Source organism: Staphylococcus lutrae, from assembly GCF_002101335.1.
Lineage (GTDB): Bacteria > Bacillota > Bacilli > Staphylococcales > Staphylococcaceae > Staphylococcus > Staphylococcus lutrae.
Map to the genome: position 1 here is coordinate 416,973 of NZ_CP020773.1, position 18,291 is coordinate 435,263.

The following is an 18,291-nucleotide window of genomic DNA, read 5'->3' on the forward strand; positions in this document are numbered from 1 at the left end:
ACGTCCCTCTTCATCTCATACTTCATATTAGGAGGACACACACTATGACTTATTACTATCAATATATTAAATCACCATTAGGCACATTGATTGCAGTTGTGAATGAGACGTCGTTGATCGGTTTATCGTTTACAGATGCACAAGGTAACGCAATGACAGAACGCTCTTTTCAACAACGTGCACATCTCGTTCAAATTTCAACTCACCCCGTTATTGATCAAATTGCAGGTGAGCTAGAAGCCTATTTTCACGGACACGCTTTTGATTTTAAAACACCTATTTCATATGTGGTAGGCACCCCTTTTCAACAACAAGTGTGGCAAGCACTTCGGTTACTTCCCTATGGGTACCTCGCACACTATAGTCAAGTTGCCCAAATGATTGAACGCCCTAAAAGTGTACGAGCAGTCGCTACTGCTATTGGTCAAAATCCACTCTCTATCATTGTCCCATGTCATCGTGTCATAAGAAAAGACGGCCAATTAGGCGGCTTCAATAGTGGCCTTCACCGCAAAAAGCATTTATTGAAATTAGAGGAGGGATTATAATGAATCCACGTCATTGGGAAATACTTAAAACACTCATCGCACATCCGACCGTCAGCCCGCCTGCACGTAATACGTTCAAACTACAACAACAAATTGCAAAGTGGCTTCAAGCGATTAATTTTGATGTTCAAACCCTCCCCTTTTATGAAAACGATAGTATTGTTGTCGCAACATTAAAAGGACGAAATCCAGACGCGCCCCGTCTTATACTCAATGGTCATGTCGACGTTGCTGAAGTCGAGGATGAACAATTTTGGCGCTTTAATCCCTTTCAACTGACTGAAGCAGATGGGTTTCTATTTGGTAGAGGCGTCGCTGATATGAAAGGTGGCATGTCCGCACTTTTTTATAATTTGGAACGCTTGCATCAAGAAGGTAAACAACCTAAAGGCGATATTATCGTACAATCCGTGGTCGGCGAAGAAGTTGGCGAAGCAGGTACAAAAGTCGCTTGTGAACATTCACCACAAGCTGATTTAGCACTTGTATTAGATACGAGTGACAATATTGCGATGGGTCAAGGCGGCGTCATTACAGGTTGGATTACGATTCAAAGTGAGGAAACCATTCATGACGGTGCGCGCAGTCACATCATTCATGCAGGTGGTAGTCGTCATGGTGCGAGTGCGATTGAAAAAATGGTGAAAATCATACAAGCCTTACAAGAGCTCGAACGGCATTGGGCTGTCACGAAATCTTATCCCGGCATGCCACCAGGCGCCAATACGATTAATCCAGCTGTAATTGAAGGCGGGCGTCATCCTGCTTTTATCGCTGACCAATGTCGCTTATGGATTACCGTGCATTATTTGCCTGACGAAAATTACGACACCATTATTGAAGAAATTGAAACATATTTAAATAAAGTTGCTGATAGTGATTTATGGCTCAGTCAACATCCACTTCAATTCGAATGGGGTGGCACGTCCATGATAGAAGATAAAGGTGAAATTTTCCCAAGCTTCACTTTACCGACATCTCATCCTGGATTTCATATGTTAGCTGAAGCACATGAACACGTACACCAGACACCCCTTCAATCAACAATGAGTACAACCGTAACAGACGGCGGTTGGACCTCAGACTTTGGCATCCCAACCATTTTATACGGACCCGGTGAACTCGATGAAGCCCACGGAACAAACGAAAAAATTCGCATTCAAGATTTGGATCTTTTTACCGAGGTCTTATATACATTTTTAAAATCATGGTATGAAAAACCTCAGCGTTAATAAAATTAATTTTCATAATACGTGAAAAAGACACTTTCCAAATGTCATGACAACATATTGGAAAGTGGTTTTGTGTGTATCATGATTTCAATAAATACTTTGGAGAAACCGCTATTATAAATATTTATTTGAGTGGTAAAATTTTTGAAAGAACTAGGTTCATTTTGTTACCTTCTTTATGGGACGGATTAAATTTTTACTTGGTCGACCTGAAAAGATCATCTCTACTTACATTTGTTTTATATGACTTAATAACTTTATATTCGTGACTACTTTCCTTATTATCAGAATTAACTAGAAAATTATTGTAATGAAATAATAAGCAGAAAAATGATATCTGTTATGGAATATAGTTTTCCAATTCCAAAAGAGTACATTCAACGTTGAATTATATGAGCCCCATAGAATTCTAGAACAAAAACGAAACAAAATACGCTACCGCGCTAGAAATCTCTTTCTACTGTATCCATTTCCTTGCCATAGATCATTGCTTTTTAGCCATAAGCACAGTACATACTAGGACAATTTTCACAATTCATCTTGCTTCTCAAACATTCTAAATTCAATATAAATATTTTTTTACCTTTATAGCTTAGCAATCTGTCATTATACAATTTCTTCATACTCCTACTAACTGTTTCTCTAGTCAGCATAGAAAGTTCTGCTAATTCTTTGTGTGTCAATTCAATATCTATTAATATTCCGTTTTCTTTTTCTACCCCAAATGTATTAGTAAGTTTTACCAAACAAGCTATTAAGTTTAAACTTCTCTCTTGAAACGACGTATCTCTTATCGTCATATTCATTCGTGAGTATAGGATTGTAATCAACAACCTTAATTCTTTTTTGATCTCATCTCTTGCACTTTTGTTGAAAAAGTCTTTACTGATAAATTTAATACACGTTTTACTTTTTGCTCTTATTGACATATAAGAACTTTCAATATACTGTACTGAGCCAGATTTTAAAACGTTTATTATTCTACCTTCACCATTATTATAATAATGTTTTATGAATAATACTCCTTCATTTATAGCAATTATCACATCATTATCAAATTTAAATTCTTGCGATCTGTTTAATTTCAATGTATCACCAGTATCTACAATAAACTCTAGTAAAGCACCCATTTAACCCCCCCTTAGACATTTAATTTTTTATAACGCAATACTATTATTAAAAATAATAATACTATAACTGCTATAACAATTGCACCGTTCATATACAAATTAAAACGACTTATTTCATTTATATCATCACTCAGAGCTACAAAATTAGGTAAAAATTTTTTAAAATCCTTTATACCAAGAGAAACAGACATAATTACATCAATTACTATAACAACTATAACACTACTAATTGATTTTATAAATAATGATATTAAAACCATGAGCAACATTAACACAATTAAATATAAAATTATAAATAATGATTGTATCATTATTTCTGAAAAGTCACCTTTTTTGAATTTATCAGTTAAATAAATGTCACTATTTTTAATAAATATCTTGTACGTTAAAAAGGATATAAAATTGAATATAATTACAAAGAATAGTGGTACCATTATAAATATAACCGTTTTCACAGTGATACTTATAACTCTATTGGGGAAGCGTACAAGTTCATAAATGATTTGCCCCCCCACAATATGAGTAGCAAACTGTGAATATACGAATAAAATAAATATATAGTGTAATTTGAAAGTGAAAAGTAGTTGAATCATCATCAAAATAAAAGTTGTAATTCCTACTTTCCCACCTATTTGTAACCAACTAGGATTACTTTTTATAAGACCCCCCCAGACAACAGGATAAAGTAATATTAAAATTAAAAATATGGTAGTTAAACTGTGCTCCATTTTTTTGAGTTCAAAACGTACAAGCCTTAACATATAATTACCTCCTACTACTCTATGTATTGATTAATTTTTAATTCAATTTTTTTCATTTCTTCTTTTTTAAACATAGACAACACGTCATACAACAGTTCGGTGTTATTATTTAATATCAGTTCCTTGTTATTAATATTAACTCCTGTTACATTTTTTATTCGCTCTAGGTTGTCAAACGAGTCGAAGTTCAAAATAATTTTTTTAGAAATTAATTTTTCTGTTTCAGTTAATTTCCCGTCTGATAAGTAGACAAACCTGTCACACATACCATCTATTTCTGATAATTGATGACTTGAAATTATTACTGACACACCATTATTTTTTAAATCAAGCAGCTTTTCTTGTAATTTTAAGACTCCTAGTGGGTCTAAACCTACGTATGGTTCATCTAGAATCAGTAAGTCATAAGGGTAATTTAGAACTATAGCTAATCTTAATCTTTGTTTCATTCCAAAAGAAAACTCTTTAACTTTTCTTTTATACGGCAAACTATAACCATCTAAAATATTCACATAGTTTTCTTTAAAACTCATGTTATTTAATATTTCTATCATTGTTAAAGTTTGTAGTGCATTTAAATTTAAATAGGTATCTTCTTGCAACAACATTCCAATTCGTTGCATTTCAAACGAATTTTTTTGAAAAGTTGTACTTCCTTGGAATTCTATTTCACCATTATATTTAATTAAGCCAAGTATCGCTTTCATCAGTGTCGTTTTTCCTGTCCCATTGTTCCCTATTAAACCTACTATTTCTCCTTTTTTCACATTTAAATTTATATTTTTAAGTATATTTTTTTTTGAAAAACTAACACTCAAATTTGTGATTTTCAACATTTTTTTCACCTCTTAAAAAAAGTGAGGCGCACAAAGCACACTCACTTTTAAACTTTTAAATACTCCACGATTTAATATTTTTACCTGCAGAAATACAAACTCCTAAGACACCACCAGACACACAACCTTTTTTATTTGTAAATAAGTCTGTCCAAAATAACATAGTATCACCTCCTATAATGCTTCTTCTAACTCCTTAACTAAGTTGTTATAAAATCTATAATAAAAACCACAATAAGGGTCTTTACCATCTTTTTCACCTGTATGTAAGTATGCTCTTGCTCTACAGCCTCCACCACATAAATACCTCACATTACAGTTTTGACAACCTTCTAAATCATCAACAATATAATTTTTAAAAAAAGAGTTTTGAGAAGATTCAATTGCCTCAGCTAAAGAAATATCTCTCAAATTCCCCAAACATAACTCTTCCAACATAAGCATGTGACAAGGATAAATATCTCCTTCTGAGCTAATTGAAATAACTCCGTCCCCGATACCACAAGACCTGTTAGCTTCTAAATTCTTATAAGCATTAACATCGCAAGTAGTACCATTAAGTTCTGACAAACCATTAGACAATTCAATCAATCCTTCTTTATCAAAAATCAACGAACTATATTGATCGGTATTATCTGTTGTTATCATACTAAAAGATATACTCACATCCAGTTTGTCTGCTAATTCTTTAAATTTATACATATCCTTTACATTTTTTTGATGTATAGTAGGAAGTATATTAACTTTAAAGCCATTGTCTATGAATTTATTTATATTCTTAATTATCCTATCATGAATACCATCGTCACGAATGTACCCTTTTGTTTTGTTATCAAAAGTGTCTATAGATACTGAAATCTCGTCAACATATTTGTTAAGATTTTTGAGTACATGATTATTAACTATTGTCCCGTTTGTAATCAGGATTAACTCTTTGACCTCTTTATCTTTTATATACTTACAAATATCTACAATGTCTTTTCTAATTAAAGTTTCTCCGCCTGATATTACAATTGTTTTCACATTAAGTTTCACTAATTCGTCTATTTCTTTCTTAATGAAATCCAAGCTTTTATCCTTAGCAATATTCCTACTGTCATTCATTGAATAGCAGCCCACACAATTTAAATTGCATCTGTTTGTTACATGTAAATAAGCTGAACCAATAGAATTATCATTTTCATACTCATAATCATCAAGAAAACCATTGCCTTCCATATACGATAACAAAAAATTAATATTATCACTTAACCCATTTAACTTATCTTTTTCATACGGCATTCCTTCTATAAAAGAATACCCCTCGTTATCAAGCCCTATTATTAAACTATTATTTAAATTGAAAAGCATCGGTATTTCATGTACCGTTTGAAGTTTAACATTTTTATTTAGCTTAATAGTCATGATACTCCCCGCCCTTTCTTATCTTTTTTGTGCGCATGTTAATTGCGAAATAAGTTATGCCAATAGTAATCGCTAATAAAATTAAATACGAAAAAAATAGTTGGAATGGTGAGTCTGACTGATTAGTAACCTTTACATCAGCTGAAAGTATATTTTTTGAGTTTTCTATCACTTTGGCTATATCATTATGTTTTATAATACTAGGAAGGTTTAACAAAGCTGTTGAAATCACTGTATTTACAATTAAAGCCATGTGATTTATTCTTTTCGAACTAAAAATTAAAACATTAAAAACTATAATAATTACTATTGGTATAATTACTAACATCAACAGATATGTAAAAACATTTAAACTAGAAAATATGGAAACATTTATTATAATTAGTATAATCATTATCACATACATAGCTACTATTCTATTTTTATTCATTTTAAATTCCTCCTTAAACTAGTAAATCATATATCGTATGTATAAATACTGTGTCTTTTATATCTTTTGTTTTGTAAGCAATAGCTCCTAATATTAAACCTAAAAACATACGCAATGTAATATTTACAACAAAACTTTCTGAATTATGTAAAACAACTGCGAACAAAAGCGAAGAAATTATTAATGAAACAGGCACATTAAAAGTTTCTAATAATCTACCTAGGATAATCTTTCTGTAAAAGAATTCCTCAGTCAAACCCACCACTAACATAGCAACCAGTAATTCTATGTTTTGATAATTCAAAATGATCAACAAAATATAAATAATTAATCTTATTAAATATTTATAGTCGAACACATTATTAAAAAATTTTATAGGTAAATTAAACTTTCTATATAACAATGCCGGTAATATCAAGAATACAAATAACATTGATATGGAAGTACTATAAAGATACATAAGTCTTTGACCAAGCAAAATTGAAATCACTATAGCAAAGAAAATAAACAAAAAGACAGTTGTACATGAAATAGTTATAACTTCCAAAATTACCTTTTTTCCACTTTTCATTGTTCATCACCTAGATACATTATTACATTGCTTCAAATATACTTCAGTGATTTACATCACGAAAATATGAATATTTTTAGTTGTTTTTAACAATTTGCGAGAGATAATTAGATACTTAATGAGCTACATCACAGTTACTAATTTTTCTTTTCACAAAAAAGACAAATAATATTGATTTAAGTGCATGTAAATAGCGGTATAAGGATGAAGTTTTAGTTAAAGAGTTGGTCATTCAAAATAATCAAAATGGCTATCATTATCTTAAAAATTATATAATAAATCTGGATTCTTTATTTATCCTTTTTGAATCAACTGGTGTTTATTCAAGAGGCATGAAACGCTTTTGTGAAATTCACAAAATAGATTACTTAGAAATGAACCCCTTAGAAGCCAAATTTAAAACAAACTCGTTAAGATCATGGAAGACAGATAAATCAGACGCACATAAACTCGCACTTCTTGCATTTAGAATGAAAGATTCAAAGGTACAACGTCAGTTCAAAGAGGTATACTTTGAACTGAGAGAACGTGCACGCTTTCACTTAGAAATGGAGATGAATCAAAATCGTCTCAAAGTTGAGTTAGTCGAAATTCTACATCAAACATTTCCAGGGTTAGAAAGGTTATTTACTAACAGATATTCAAAAATCGCATTAAATATAGCTAAAGCATTTCCTCATCCTGATTATGTACGTATTTTGACTCATGATGAATTGGTAGAAAAAGTACTTCATTCAACGGATAAAGGCATTTCAATAAAAAAGCGCACAAGTATGCCAAAAAATTAATTGAGATAAAGCATAATAGTTTTCCAAGTGCATGCAGATCTTCTTTTCTTGTACGAAAAGTCCAATACTTATGTGACAAACTGCTTATTGCGATAGAAGAAAAGAAAGTATTTGATCAGGAAATGATTGATTTAGCTAAAAATACAACTGAGTTTGAAAACATGATTTCAATTCCTGGCATCGGAGAACTCACAGCTGCATTGCTTATTGGGGAACTTGGTGATATTAGAGAATTTAAAAGAAATAAACAACTGAATGCGTTTGTAGGCATTGATATTAAACGTTATCAATCAGGAACTTCAAAGAGTCGAGATACGATTAACAAAAGAGGAAATAAAAAAGCAAGACGTTTATTGTATCTAATCATTATGAATATTCTTAGGGGAAGAAATCATTATCAAAGTCATATTGTGGATTGAATCGTCTACACTTAATTGGACAAATTCTATGAGAATAGATATTGTTAAATTAAGAAAGTAGGCGATTATATTATGACAAGAGAAAGAAGAACATTTAGTTCAGAGTTTAAGTTACAAATGGTTAGATTATATGAAAATGGTAAACCTAGGAATGAAATTGTACGCGAGTATGATTTAACACCTTCGGCATTAGGAAAATGGATAAAACAACATCAAAACACCGGTTCATTTCATCATCAAGATAACTTATCAGATGATGAAAAAGAGCTGATTAAATTACGCAAAGAAGTTCAACATTTAAAAATGGAGAATGATATTTTAAAGCAAGCAGCGCTGATCATGGGACGAAAATAGAAATCATTCAAAAGAATGCGCATCAATATTCAGTATCAGCAATGTGTAAAGTCCTGAAAATACCAAGAAGCACTTACTATGAATCAATAAAAAGAAATACTCAAAGCCAAAAAGATGATGATTTAGAATTAGAAAAAATTATTATAGATACGTTTAATTCGAATAGAAAAAGCTTTGGTACAAGACGAATTAAGAATAAATTAAACGACAAAGGTCTCACTGTATCCAGACGAAAGATTGGTCGTATCATGAAAAAATATAATCTAGTTTCTGTTTATACGAAAGCTAAATATAAAAATCATCCAAAAGAAACAAATGAAAAACTAATTAAAAATCATTTAAATCGCACTTTTAATAGAGAACAACCAATGGATGCATTGGTAAGTGATTTAACCTATGTAAAAGTAGCAGATAGATGGCATTATATATGTTTATTTATTGATCTCTTCAATAGAGAAATTGTTGGTTACAGTGCAGGTAAAAATAAGGATGCAAATTTAGTGGTGAAAGCAATTAGTAAAATTAATCATAACCTAAAACAAATCGCACTATTTCATACAGATAGAGGTAAAGAATTTGATAACAAATTGATAGATGAAGTATTAAAGACTTTTGAAATCGAACGTTCATTAAGTACTAAAGGTTGTCCTTATGATAACGCAGTTGCAGAAGCAACGATGAAAGCACTAAAAACCGAATTTGTAAAACAGATGAAATTTGAAAACCTAGAACAGTTAGAGACAGAATTATTTGATTATGTAAATTGGTACAACAATTTTAGACCACATTCTTCATTACAGTATTTAACACCAGTGGCGTTTAAAGATCTACACATGAAAAGTGTCTAGGAAACTGTTGACATTCCAGATTATTATTATAAATTAAGAGAGCAGCCTAATGGGAAACCCCACAAGACTGCCACAATAGCGAGTATCAATCGCTTATTAAAGACCATTCACTATTTAATAGTCAATGATAAATTATATGATTATCAGAAAGCACCACACTAACGAAACCATATAATCAAATACATCATAGCACCTTATTCGAAAAAAGAAAATTGAACGGTATAGTGTCAATGATGTCAATTTTAATTAACACAGCATTGACAAATCGTAGGAAAGGAGTTGAGAATTTGAAGAAATGGATTTTCGCATTTATTTTAATAACCTTTATCTCTTTGTATTTTATAATTGTCCAAAATGATGAAGAGATTAATGTTGCAATTCTAGATAGTGGCATAAGTCCCGAGTATATAAAACAGAATATATCCACAATAAACTTTTCTACTGAGAAGCATTCAAAAGATAACCATAATCATGGAACTGCAATCAGTAACTTAGTAACCCAGAACGGAACTAAAGCTAATTTCTATCATTTGAAAGTATTGAATAATAACGGTGAAACTACAATTACTAATGTAGAAAGGGCTATTGATTGGTGCATTGAGAACAACATAGATATTGTAAATATAAGTTTTGGCTTTACTAATTATAACCGTACACTTTCTAAGAAATTAGACGAATTAGTTGAATCTGGAACTATTGTCATAGCATCCTCGGGAAACAATTTAGGTGGTAAAGGTGATTTCCCAGCAACAAAGTCAAACATTGTATCTGTCGGTGGCTTAGATAAAGATTTAAAAATATCAAAGTATAGTTCATCGGGAAAAATAGACATATATAATTTAAGCGAAAATATAGAGTCCATTAATAATCAGGGAGAGGTAGAACTATTTAGCGGAAATTCTTTTGCCACTGCTTTAACCACAAATGAAACAATCAAATAAGAGATTAAATTCATATACCTTAATGTCTTACTCTAATAACTTTAAAGATTTCAAAATAAAAAACTCAAAGGGATATTACAAATGAAAAATTACATTTTAAAAAAACTTTATTCTAATATTAATTTTAATACTAACCATTACTTCTGTAACAGGAATAATTGAAGCAAAAAACATTAATGCAAGTGAAACATCTAACAACGAAATCACACAAGAAGATTTACATAAAATAATTTACAAAATCCCAATGAAGTAGAAATTATAGATAAAACAAATAGCAATTCAGATCCAGTAATTGAATTAGCTAAAGAAGATATTGATTTAAAGGCAAATATTCAATATGATTTGGATACTGATACAATGGATGTTGAAGGTAGTTATATTGATGAAAATGGTAAATCAATAAATAAGAAGTATAATGTTTTAATAGACCAACTTGAAAATGAAGAATATAAAGCTACATTTATCGACAAAGATACTGATGAAGTAATAAAATACAACTCAATTGAAGCTAAATCATCTGCATGACCATTAATAATATTAGCAGCTGTAGCTAGATATGGTGTGAAATACGCTGTAAAAAAATACGGAAAGAAAACAACTCAAAACGCTATTAAAACTAAAAGTTTTACCTTCAATAGCCAATTTAGGAGCTAATAAAAGAAAACACATTCTTGCTAGTAAACATAATTGGAGCAAAGTAACTAAAAATAATTGGAGTGACGTTTCTAAAGTAATGTCACATGTTATGAGAGTAGATATAAGAAAACTGCATATAAAAAAACACTTACCATGAGTGGTAGGACAGTAGTCGTAACCTATACACGAAAAAATGGTAAAATATATGTATCGAATTGGTGGGTCAAATAAATGAAAAGTACTAACATTATATTAAATTTATTACCAACTAAATTGCAAAGAATGTTAGAAAACAAAGAATTGGACAATGTTTTAACATACTTTATGTCAAATGACATTTCAGACGAAAAATTAGCATATTATTTATCAAACCTTGCTAATCAAATTAACACGATTGAATACCATGAAATGGTCGCAAGCATCTATCATTTTCATTTTAATTATGTGGATAATGCTTATGCTTTAGCTTATTATCATTATTGGCAATCGCTAGAGATTTCACAATTTAAAGATCAAAGTTTATTAAGTGAATTTTTAGAGATTCTGGATGAACCAGATTTTGATATAATCAGTAAAGAGAATATTGAAATGGTTGCAAATAAAGTACTTGAAAAAGACCCTAAAAATGATACAGCAATTAAATATGCTATATCATAATTAAACTTAATATACTAAGTACTACTAGATAGTATTATACGTTTAAATGTGTTTTGCCCCTTCTTAGAATAGCCATTATAAGAATACGCCTACCATTTACTATTCTCAATAATTCAGGTCGAACTTTTATATCAAATATATAATTTAATGCAAATTGATATTAAACAGAAGTTCCTAGAAAAAGATGAATTGATTGCGTTTTCGAAAATTGCTAATGATAAACACAATCCAGCCAATAGATTTGAAGTATTTATGCCTTTAGCATATATAGGTATGTGTGCTGGTGAACTATTAGTATTGAAGTGGTCTGATTTAGATATGGACGAATGTACAATAAGCATTACTAAAACTTACTACAACCCTAATAACAACAAAGAGAAGTATCAGATACTCACACATACAACTAAATCATCAATAGGTACAATTTCTGTTGATCCAAATGTAACTAAGTTATTACTAGATTATAAAGAAAACGTACAATACAAGACAAATGGAAAGATGAATTGTATGTCGATAATAATTTCATATTCATAGACAATAACAGTTATCCTCTCTTAACAAAGAGGCTGTCACAATGGATTAAATCAATTATGAGCCAAACAGACATTGATAAGAATATTGGTACTCCCTCGTTCAGATATACAGGTGTACACATAAAAGAGATACAGGAGAGATTACGCCATAAAGATATTAATACTACTATGAACATCTACGCTAAAATCACAAATTCATACAAAAAATGACGCTTCCCTAAAGTTTGGTCAACTTATGGAAAACGCCTCAAAAGAATTATTTTAAATGTCCGTTTAGTTCATCTGAATTGAAGGACATTTTTATTTTCTTGGATTTTTATGTCATTATTATGCCATTACAAATTTCAAAATGCTGTAAAATCAAGATTTATAAGCTATTTTACATCATTCCTGGCATGCCGCCCATTTGTGGCATATCATTTCCTTTTTCTTCAGGAATGTTTGCCACTACAGCTTCAGTTGTCAGGAACATTGCAGCCACACTTGCCGCATGTTGTAAAGCTGAACGTGTCACTTTCGTTGGGTCAACAATACCAGCTTCTAACATATTTACCCATTCATCTGTTGCTGCATTGTAACCGACACCTGGTTCAGCATTTTTCATTCTTTCAACAATGACTGAACCTTCAAGTCCTGCATTTTCCGCAATTTGGCGAACAGGTGCTTGTAATGCTTTTAAGACGATATTCACACCCGTAGCGACATCACCTTCAGCTTCGATTGCTTGAACATCTTTATAGATATTCATCAATGCTGTACCCCCGCCTGCAACGATACCTTCTTCAACCGCTGCACGTGTTGAGTTCAATGCATCCTCAATACGTAATTTACGTTCTTTCAATTCTGTTTCTGTTGCTGCACCCACTTTAATGACTGCAACACCTCCTGCTAATTTAGCAAGGCGTTCTTGCAGTTTTTCACGGTCAAAATCAGAATCCGTTTCTTCAATTTGTGCTTTTAATTGACCGACGCGTGCATCAATATTTGCAGAGTCACCATCGCCATCAACCACAGTCGTATGATCTTTTGTGACTTCAACTTTGTTTGCAGTTCCTAACATGTCAATCGTTGCTTCTTTTAATTCAAGTCCTAAGTCATCCGTAATCACTTGTGCGCCAGTTAAAATCGCTAAGTCTTCTAACATCGCTTTACGACGATCGCCAAAACCTGGTGCTTTTACTGCAACTGCTGTAAATGTACCACGCATGCGGTTAAGCACTAAGTTTGTTAATGCGTCACCTTCAACTTCGTCAGCAACAATTAAAATCGGACGATTTGACTGCACAATTTGTTCTAATAATGGCAGAATATCTTGGAATGACGAGATTTTTTTATCCGTAATTAAAATATAAGGTCTTTCTAATTCTGCAATCATTTTATCAGAGTCTGTGACCATATACGGTGATTGATAGCCACGGTCAAATTGCATCCCTTCAACCACTTCAAGCTCTGTATTAAAGCCGCTCGATTCTTCAATAGAAATGACCCCGTCGTTACCTACTTTTTCCATAGCTTCAGAAATATAACGCCCCACTTCTTCATCCGCTGCAGAAATCGCACCCACTTGCTCGATTTCTTCTTTGTTTTCTACTTTTTGAGAAATCTGATGTAATGACTCAATCGCTACAGCGACAGCTTTATCGATACCTTGACGAATACCCACTGGGTTTGCACCGCTTGTCACGTTTTTAAGTCCTTCTTGAATCATCGCTTGTGCCAATACTGTCGCAGTTGTTGTACCGTCCCCTGCAATTTCATTCGTTTTATTTGCAACTTCTTGTACAAGTTTTGCGCCCATATTTTCATATGGATCTTCAAGTTCAATTTCTTTCGCGATTGTTACACCATCGTTCGTAATTAATGGCGCTGTAAATTCTTTATCTAGAACAACATTGCGCCCTTTTGGACCAATGGTTACTTTCACAGCATTCGCTAATTTATCTACACCACGTAACATTGCTTGACGTGCATCTTCTGAAAACTTTAATTCTTTTGCCATTTTAATACCTCCGTCATTTCATACTTCATCTATTATCAATTTCGAATTATTTTTCGATAACAGCTAAAATCTCATCTTCAGTTAAAATTAAATATTGCGTATCATTACGTTTAACTTCAGTTCCCGCATATTGTTGAAATACAACACGGTCACCTACATTTAATTCTGGTTTAAGACGTTCACCGTTGTCTAAAATTTTTCCCGGTCCAACTGCAACAATTTCACCTTCATTTGATTTCTCTTTAGCTGAATCTGTTAAAACAATACCGCTTTTTGTTGTTTGTTCTTGTTCTTTCTTCTCTATTACTACACGGTTTCCTAGTGGTCTAAGCATAGCTTTGTGCCTCCTTGTGGTAAACATAGATTTAGCACTTCAGTCTGTTGAGTGCTAATTTATCTTTATAATAATCAAATTTGGTCAAAATTTCAAGCATAAACGCTTGATGGTTTGTCTCTCTACTAAAATTCAGTTAAAATATAAAACTGTGAATGGAGGAAAATCATGAATAGAATTTGGGTATCACTATTAACCGTCTTACTATATATTTTTGCTCAATTTTCAACTTATTTTGCACTCGCAATAGGATGGATACAAACGACGAATCAAGAAGCATTGCTACAACAAAGTATCACAATACAAGTGATCGCGTTTATCATCGTTGCATTCATCATTGTCATCATGCAATTTTCAGTGAAAAATAAACTCAGTTTTGAGCAAGGAACCAAAGAGAAAAAACGCTATATTTTACCTTATATCCTCGTTGGATTGGGGATTGTTTTTTTATCTCAAATCATTGTCAACTTGTTCTCAGTTCATTTTTTAGGTGCCAGTCCTGCAAGTGAGAATACATTACGCATTATCAAAATTGCACGTCAAATGCCGGTGTTCATTGTTTTAATTGCAATTGTTGGACCACTATTAGAAGAATTTGTTTTTCGAAAAGTTTTATTTGGTGAATTATATCAAGCGATTCGAGCACGAAAAGGGATAAAATTTGCAATCGCGACGACAATCAGTTCTACTATTTTTGCAGTTGCTCACATGGATTTTTCACATTTCTTAGCGTATTTCGTGATGGGCATTATTTTTTCTGGGTTTTATGTCTATACGAAACGACTCAGTGTCGCAATGGGCATCCATATGGCTCAAAATGGAATTGTCGCACTTATTCAATTGATGTTACCTCAAAATGTAGTTGAAGAGGCTGTGAAACACACATCAATGATTCATTTGTTTGTAAACACTTTACAAGCCGTTTTCCCATTTTAGTTCGTCCCATTTGAATAAACACGCGCTGCGACATACAGTATTGTATCGTCGTAGTTTTTTTATTCGACTGCGGTTGCTGATTACTTTAACCTAGCTGCCAATCATGCGCATGTTTTTGTCATTTTTGCGAGGAAATGACCACGATATGGAATCACCTCATCCGGTTAACGATGATAGGTTTATACTGATATAATCGTTCACTTGTGCATGAAATGATAATCACCCCATATAAAAGCTTAAAATACATGCGCTTTTATATGGGGATATATGAAGTCCGCTATTATGTTTCAGAACAGCATCATTTCTATCTATTGTAGATGTCGCTGTCTTACTCGATATGTTTAACTTTAAGGTCAAAATGATGAAACGTTTAATATACTCTGACTCTGCGTTTCATGCTTCAATTATTTCCATGATTGATCTCGACGTTTCCAGAAAATCATGCTTAACATACCTACAAAACCGACCATCACTAAACCGATATAAATCATTGGCTTATAACTCATTGGGGTCTGCTTTTTTTCCACATCATGATTCATGTTTTGATGATCTATATTTTCTCCATATTGTTCAATCTTTTTTACTTTATCTTGCTGATTTTTACTTTCCACGTCTGTTTGGCTACTCGCTTTTAAATCTGGCATCGCACCAAAACGCCCTGTAATCAAGGCTAAAACTTGTTTATCTAAACGGTCATAATATTGTTCTGAGGTGATGGGATTAAAGTATTGAAACCGAAAATAATCTGTACTTTGTTGTAATTCATCTAAATATTGATTGTTTACAAAATTTTCTTTACGTCCTAAATTTTGAACATCGCCTTCTCGGATGACACCCGTGCGACTTAAACGCAAAATCTCTTCTAATAAAAGTGGATTGTACTTATAGCTATTGTTCACACGGTTAATATATTGTTGATACCCTGTTTCAGCTTGATGTCCGCTAGACGGCTCCACTTTCGCCGGAGAAGGTGTAGACGGCACTGGATTGTGTTGATGTGCATGGCCTTCACTTTCTTGTTTTTGCGCATGTCCATTCGATGTTTCTGAATTTGTCGTGTGTGACGCCCCATCATCCTTTTCTTCATGTGATGGCGACGGTGAAGGTTGATCATCCTTCGATGGTGTCTGAGGTGTATCTGGCGAAGGTTGTTTTGATGCGTCATCGGTTTGATCAGGCGCTTCAGGTTTCTTTTGATCTTCATCCGTCTCTTTATGGTTCGGCGAGTCAGTCGTTGTATCAGTAGAGGGTTCTGCTGGATTGTTATCTTTCTTGCCTTTATTGGTATTGTCAGTATCACGCTCTGAATTAGATGTTGATGGGCTTGCGTCAGCACGTCCCATTTGAGACATTCCATTTTGATTTTCACTTGTTAAAAACCGTATTAAATTCGTATGAGGCCTTAATGGTGGCATCGGCTGATGGCCTATGTCTACTGTCCCCTCATGACTGTCTTCTGACTCCAAAGTCTTATTGTAAAGTGGCTCTGCTAATGTATGGTTTGGATATGCTTGCACAAAAGTTTCGAAGTTCTGTTGCGCATTGAGTGAATGGGCTGACATCTCCGCGTTCATTTCTATCGACTTTGCCAAACTGGTATTAAAATTAAGAGGCGATAGAACACATAACATGCCAACTGTACACACATTCACTTTCATTAGCCGTTTGATCACATGACTATTTTTATTTTTTATCACGCCATCCACCTCTCGTTATTTTAAAATTCATCACAGCCAGTATATACAAAACGAACACAGAATACCACCCTAACCTTGATACAGTTGACCTCAATTAGGATTTTTGTTAAACTTTTTAGAATTTAGTAAACTGGAATTAATGAGACAATAAGGGGGCTATTCGATGCAAATTCAACTTTTTCAATTTAATGTGGCATATGGTGATATACAGCAAAACATGCAAAAAATTTCAACATTATTTGAACATCACTTAGATAATCAAACCGATGTCGTTGTTCTTCCTGAAATGTGGAATAACGGTTACGCACTGGATGCATTGCAAAATAAAGCAGATACGGATTTAAATCAAAGTTATCCTTTTATAAAAACATTAGCAAAACAGTATCACGTAGATGTGATTGCTGGTTCTGTATCCAATAAAAAGAATGAGGGCATCTATAATACGGCATTTGCGGTGAATCGCCAAGGCGAAAAAATTTTTGAATATGATAAAATACACCTCGTTCCAATGTTAAATGAACCTGAGTTTTTAACCCAAGGCGAGACGGTGCCTTACCCTTTCTCGCTGTCTGATGGAACATCCGTTTCACAAATCATTTGTTATGATTTACGTTTTCCAGAATTAAGTCGCTATCCGGCAGCACAAGGGGCAAAGATTATGTTTTATGTTGCCCAATGGCCTCAAGTTCGTTTGTCCCATTGGCGCCAACTTTTGCAAGCGCGAGCAATTGAAAATGATATGTATGTTGTTGCTGTCAATGGAAGTGGCAATGATGGTAAAACAACCTATGCCGGTCATTCAATGGTGATTGATCCTAATGGGGAAATCATCGCAGAAGCCTCCACCGATGAAGCGGTCATTACAGTTAAACTCGACCTTCAACAAGTGGACGAGCAGCGTTTAGCAATTCCTGTTTTTGATAATATGCGACCTGACGTGTATCGCTACGGTCAGAAAGTAAAGCGATTATCTGAATGACCTTGATTGATTGTGCCATACTTTCTATCACAATTTATATGTCAAACACATTGTCATCTGATAAGTGGCTATGCTGTTTACAATAGAGGGCATTTTGTAAGCGGAAATGGTTGAACTTCCTTCAGTCCAATTTATGATAAAACTAAAATACATTAAAAAAGAAACAGACGAGCTTGGGAGGGACTCGCCTGTTTTTCATATTAAGGGAATGTTTTTAATTTACAGTTATTCTATTTAATTGGGGATGTTATTAATTAT

Annotated in this window: 18 protein-coding genes and 3 pseudogenes; 12 read left to right on the forward strand and 9 right to left on the reverse strand. The window is 33.0% G+C overall.

Going from position 1 to position 18,291, the window contains the following annotated elements:
• The first annotated feature begins 44 nt into the window (after positions 1-44).
• On the forward strand, positions 45-548 hold the full coding sequence (locus tag B5P37_RS02105) for a methylated-DNA--[protein]-cysteine S-methyltransferase (RefSeq protein ID WP_085236631.1): 504 nt from the start codon (positions 45-47) through the stop codon (positions 546-548).
• Complete coding sequence (locus B5P37_RS02110) at positions 548-1,780, forward strand: acetylornithine deacetylase (RefSeq protein ID WP_085236634.1); 1,233 nt, start codon at positions 548-550, stop codon at positions 1,778-1,780. The genes B5P37_RS02105 and B5P37_RS02110 overlap by 1 nt, the downstream gene beginning before the upstream one ends.
• Positions 1,781-2,274: 494 nt before the next feature.
• On the opposite strand, the gene B5P37_RS02115 is transcribed toward B5P37_RS02110, so the two are convergent.
• From B5P37_RS02115 to B5P37_RS02140, 6 genes are all read right to left on the reverse strand, one after another.
• Positions 2,275-2,910, reverse strand: coding sequence for a Crp/Fnr family transcriptional regulator (locus B5P37_RS02115; protein WP_085236636.1), 636 nt, complete (start codon positions 2,908-2,910; stop codon positions 2,275-2,277).
• 11 nt (positions 2,911-2,921) lie between these two features.
• The gene (locus B5P37_RS02120) at positions 2,922-3,671 is read right to left on the reverse strand and encodes a hypothetical protein (protein ID WP_085236638.1); all 750 of its coding nucleotides are present in this window, start codon (positions 3,669-3,671) and stop codon (positions 2,922-2,924) included.
• A 14-nt stretch (positions 3,672-3,685) separates the two neighbouring features.
• Positions 3,686-4,507 (reverse strand): ABC transporter ATP-binding protein, encoded by an 822-nt coding sequence (locus tag B5P37_RS02125; RefSeq protein ID WP_085236641.1) that lies wholly within the window; start codon positions 4,505-4,507, stop codon positions 3,686-3,688.
• 174 nt (positions 4,508-4,681) lie between these two features.
• On the reverse strand, positions 4,682-5,911 hold the full coding sequence (locus tag B5P37_RS02130; protein WP_085236643.1) for a radical SAM/SPASM domain-containing protein: 1,230 nt from the start codon (positions 5,909-5,911) through the stop codon (positions 4,682-4,684).
• Positions 5,901-6,341 (reverse strand): hypothetical protein, encoded by a 441-nt coding sequence (locus tag B5P37_RS02135; protein WP_085236645.1) that lies wholly within the window; start codon positions 6,339-6,341, stop codon positions 5,901-5,903. Before B5P37_RS02135 ends, B5P37_RS02130 begins: the two co-directional genes overlap by 11 nt.
• A gap of 13 nt (positions 6,342-6,354) precedes the next feature.
• Positions 6,355-6,912, reverse strand: coding sequence for a CPBP family intramembrane glutamic endopeptidase (locus B5P37_RS02140; RefSeq protein ID WP_085236647.1), 558 nt, complete (start codon positions 6,910-6,912; stop codon positions 6,355-6,357).
• Between the two features lie 224 nt (positions 6,913-7,136).
• On the opposite strand from B5P37_RS02140, the gene B5P37_RS12100 reads away from it, so the two are divergent.
• The 8 genes and pseudogenes from B5P37_RS12100 to B5P37_RS02170 all read left to right on the forward strand — a co-directional run.
• Positions 7,137-7,700 carry an IS110 family transposase gene (locus tag B5P37_RS12100; RefSeq protein ID WP_244898626.1) on the forward strand — a complete coding sequence of 188 codons (564 nt, stop codon included), beginning with the start codon at positions 7,137-7,139 and terminating at the stop codon, positions 7,698-7,700.
• A gap of 122 nt (positions 7,701-7,822) precedes the next feature.
• On the forward strand, positions 7,823-8,119 hold the full coding sequence (locus tag B5P37_RS12105) for an IS110 family transposase (protein WP_244898627.1): 297 nt from the start codon (positions 7,823-7,825) through the stop codon (positions 8,117-8,119).
• Between the two features lie 72 nt (positions 8,120-8,191).
• A protein-coding gene (locus B5P37_RS02150; RefSeq protein ID WP_103322067.1) for an IS3 family transposase occupies positions 8,192-9,321 on the forward strand; the annotation gives its coding sequence in 2 pieces (ribosomal slippage) (positions 8,192-8,438 and positions 8,438-9,321; 1,131 coding nt in all).
• A 12-nt stretch (positions 9,322-9,333) separates the two neighbouring features.
• Positions 9,334-9,483, forward strand: a pseudogene (locus B5P37_RS11785) (IS110 family transposase); the annotation flags it as partial.
• A gap of 125 nt (positions 9,484-9,608) precedes the next feature.
• Complete coding sequence (locus B5P37_RS02155; protein WP_244898628.1) at positions 9,609-10,262, forward strand: S8 family peptidase; 654 nt, start codon at positions 9,609-9,611, stop codon at positions 10,260-10,262.
• A gap of 81 nt (positions 10,263-10,343) precedes the next feature.
• Positions 10,344-11,129 (forward strand): annotated as a pseudogene (locus B5P37_RS02160) (SAR2788 family putative toxin).
• Complete coding sequence (locus B5P37_RS02165) at positions 11,130-11,555, forward strand: hypothetical protein (RefSeq protein WP_085236649.1); 426 nt, start codon at positions 11,130-11,132, stop codon at positions 11,553-11,555. It abuts the pseudogene before it with no gap.
• A 156-nt stretch (positions 11,556-11,711) separates the two neighbouring features.
• Positions 11,712-12,353 (forward strand): annotated as a pseudogene (locus B5P37_RS02170) (tyrosine-type recombinase/integrase); the annotation flags it as partial.
• Positions 12,354-12,467: 114 nt separating this feature from the next.
• On the opposite strand, the gene groL reads toward B5P37_RS02170, so the two are convergent.
• Positions 12,468-14,087, reverse strand: coding sequence for a chaperonin GroEL (gene groL, locus B5P37_RS02175; protein WP_085236651.1), 1,620 nt, complete (start codon positions 14,085-14,087; stop codon positions 12,468-12,470).
• Positions 14,088-14,133: 46 nt separating this feature from the next.
• Positions 14,134-14,421 (reverse strand): co-chaperone GroES, encoded by a 288-nt coding sequence (gene groES, locus B5P37_RS02180; RefSeq protein ID WP_085236653.1) that lies wholly within the window; start codon positions 14,419-14,421, stop codon positions 14,134-14,136.
• A gap of 168 nt (positions 14,422-14,589) precedes the next feature.
• Between groES and mroQ the strand changes: the two genes are divergently transcribed.
• On the forward strand, positions 14,590-15,357 hold the full coding sequence (mroQ, locus tag B5P37_RS02185; RefSeq protein ID WP_085236656.1) for an intramembrane glutamic endopeptidase MroQ: 768 nt from the start codon (positions 14,590-14,592) through the stop codon (positions 15,355-15,357).
• A 404-nt stretch (positions 15,358-15,761) separates the two neighbouring features.
• Here mroQ and B5P37_RS02190 read toward each other — a convergent pair whose 3' ends face one another.
• On the reverse strand, positions 15,762-16,949 hold the full coding sequence (locus B5P37_RS02190; RefSeq protein ID WP_169710761.1) for an SdrH family protein: 1,188 nt from the start codon (positions 16,947-16,949) through the stop codon (positions 15,762-15,764).
• A 268-nt stretch (positions 16,950-17,217) separates the two neighbouring features.
• Here B5P37_RS02190 and B5P37_RS02195 point away from each other — a divergent pair, with 268 nt between their 5' ends.
• Positions 17,218-18,033 (forward strand): carbon-nitrogen family hydrolase, encoded by an 816-nt coding sequence (locus B5P37_RS02195; RefSeq protein WP_085236660.1) that lies wholly within the window; start codon positions 17,218-17,220, stop codon positions 18,031-18,033.
• The last annotated feature ends 258 nt before the right edge of the window (positions 18,034-18,291 follow it).

Coding starts and splice junctions, on each gene's coding strand:
- groES (WP_085236653.1), bottom strand. CDS start 14,421: ATGCTTAGACCACTAGGAAACCGTGTAGTAATAGAGAAGAAAGAACAA.
- B5P37_RS02135 (WP_085236645.1), bottom strand. CDS start 6,341: ATGAATAAAAATAGAATAGTAGCTATGTATGTGATAATGATTATACTA.
- B5P37_RS02125 (WP_085236641.1), bottom strand. CDS start 4,507: ATGTTGAAAATCACAAATTTGAGTGTTAGTTTTTCAAAAAAAAATATA.
- groL (WP_085236651.1), bottom strand. CDS start 14,087: ATGGCAAAAGAATTAAAGTTTTCAGAAGATGCACGTCAAGCAATGTTA.
- B5P37_RS02115 (WP_085236636.1), bottom strand. CDS start 2,910: ATGGGTGCTTTACTAGAGTTTATTGTAGATACTGGTGATACATTGAAA.
- B5P37_RS02120 (WP_085236638.1), bottom strand. CDS start 3,671: ATGTTAAGGCTTGTACGTTTTGAACTCAAAAAAATGGAGCACAGTTTA.
- B5P37_RS02110 (WP_085236634.1), top strand. CDS start 548: ATGAATCCACGTCATTGGGAAATACTTAAAACACTCATCGCACATCCG.
- mroQ (WP_085236656.1), top strand. CDS start 14,590: ATGAATAGAATTTGGGTATCACTATTAACCGTCTTACTATATATTTTT.
- B5P37_RS12105 (WP_244898627.1), top strand. CDS start 7,823: ATGATTGATTTAGCTAAAAATACAACTGAGTTTGAAAACATGATTTCA.
- B5P37_RS02140 (WP_085236647.1), bottom strand. CDS start 6,912: ATGAAAAGTGGAAAAAAGGTAATTTTGGAAGTTATAACTATTTCATGT.
- B5P37_RS02195 (WP_085236660.1), top strand. CDS start 17,218: ATGCAAATTCAACTTTTTCAATTTAATGTGGCATATGGTGATATACAG.
- B5P37_RS02130 (WP_085236643.1), bottom strand. CDS start 5,911: ATGACTATTAAGCTAAATAAAAATGTTAAACTTCAAACGGTACATGAA.
- B5P37_RS02165 (WP_085236649.1), top strand. CDS start 11,130: ATGAAAAGTACTAACATTATATTAAATTTATTACCAACTAAATTGCAA.
- B5P37_RS02105 (WP_085236631.1), top strand. CDS start 45: ATGACTTATTACTATCAATATATTAAATCACCATTAGGCACATTGATT.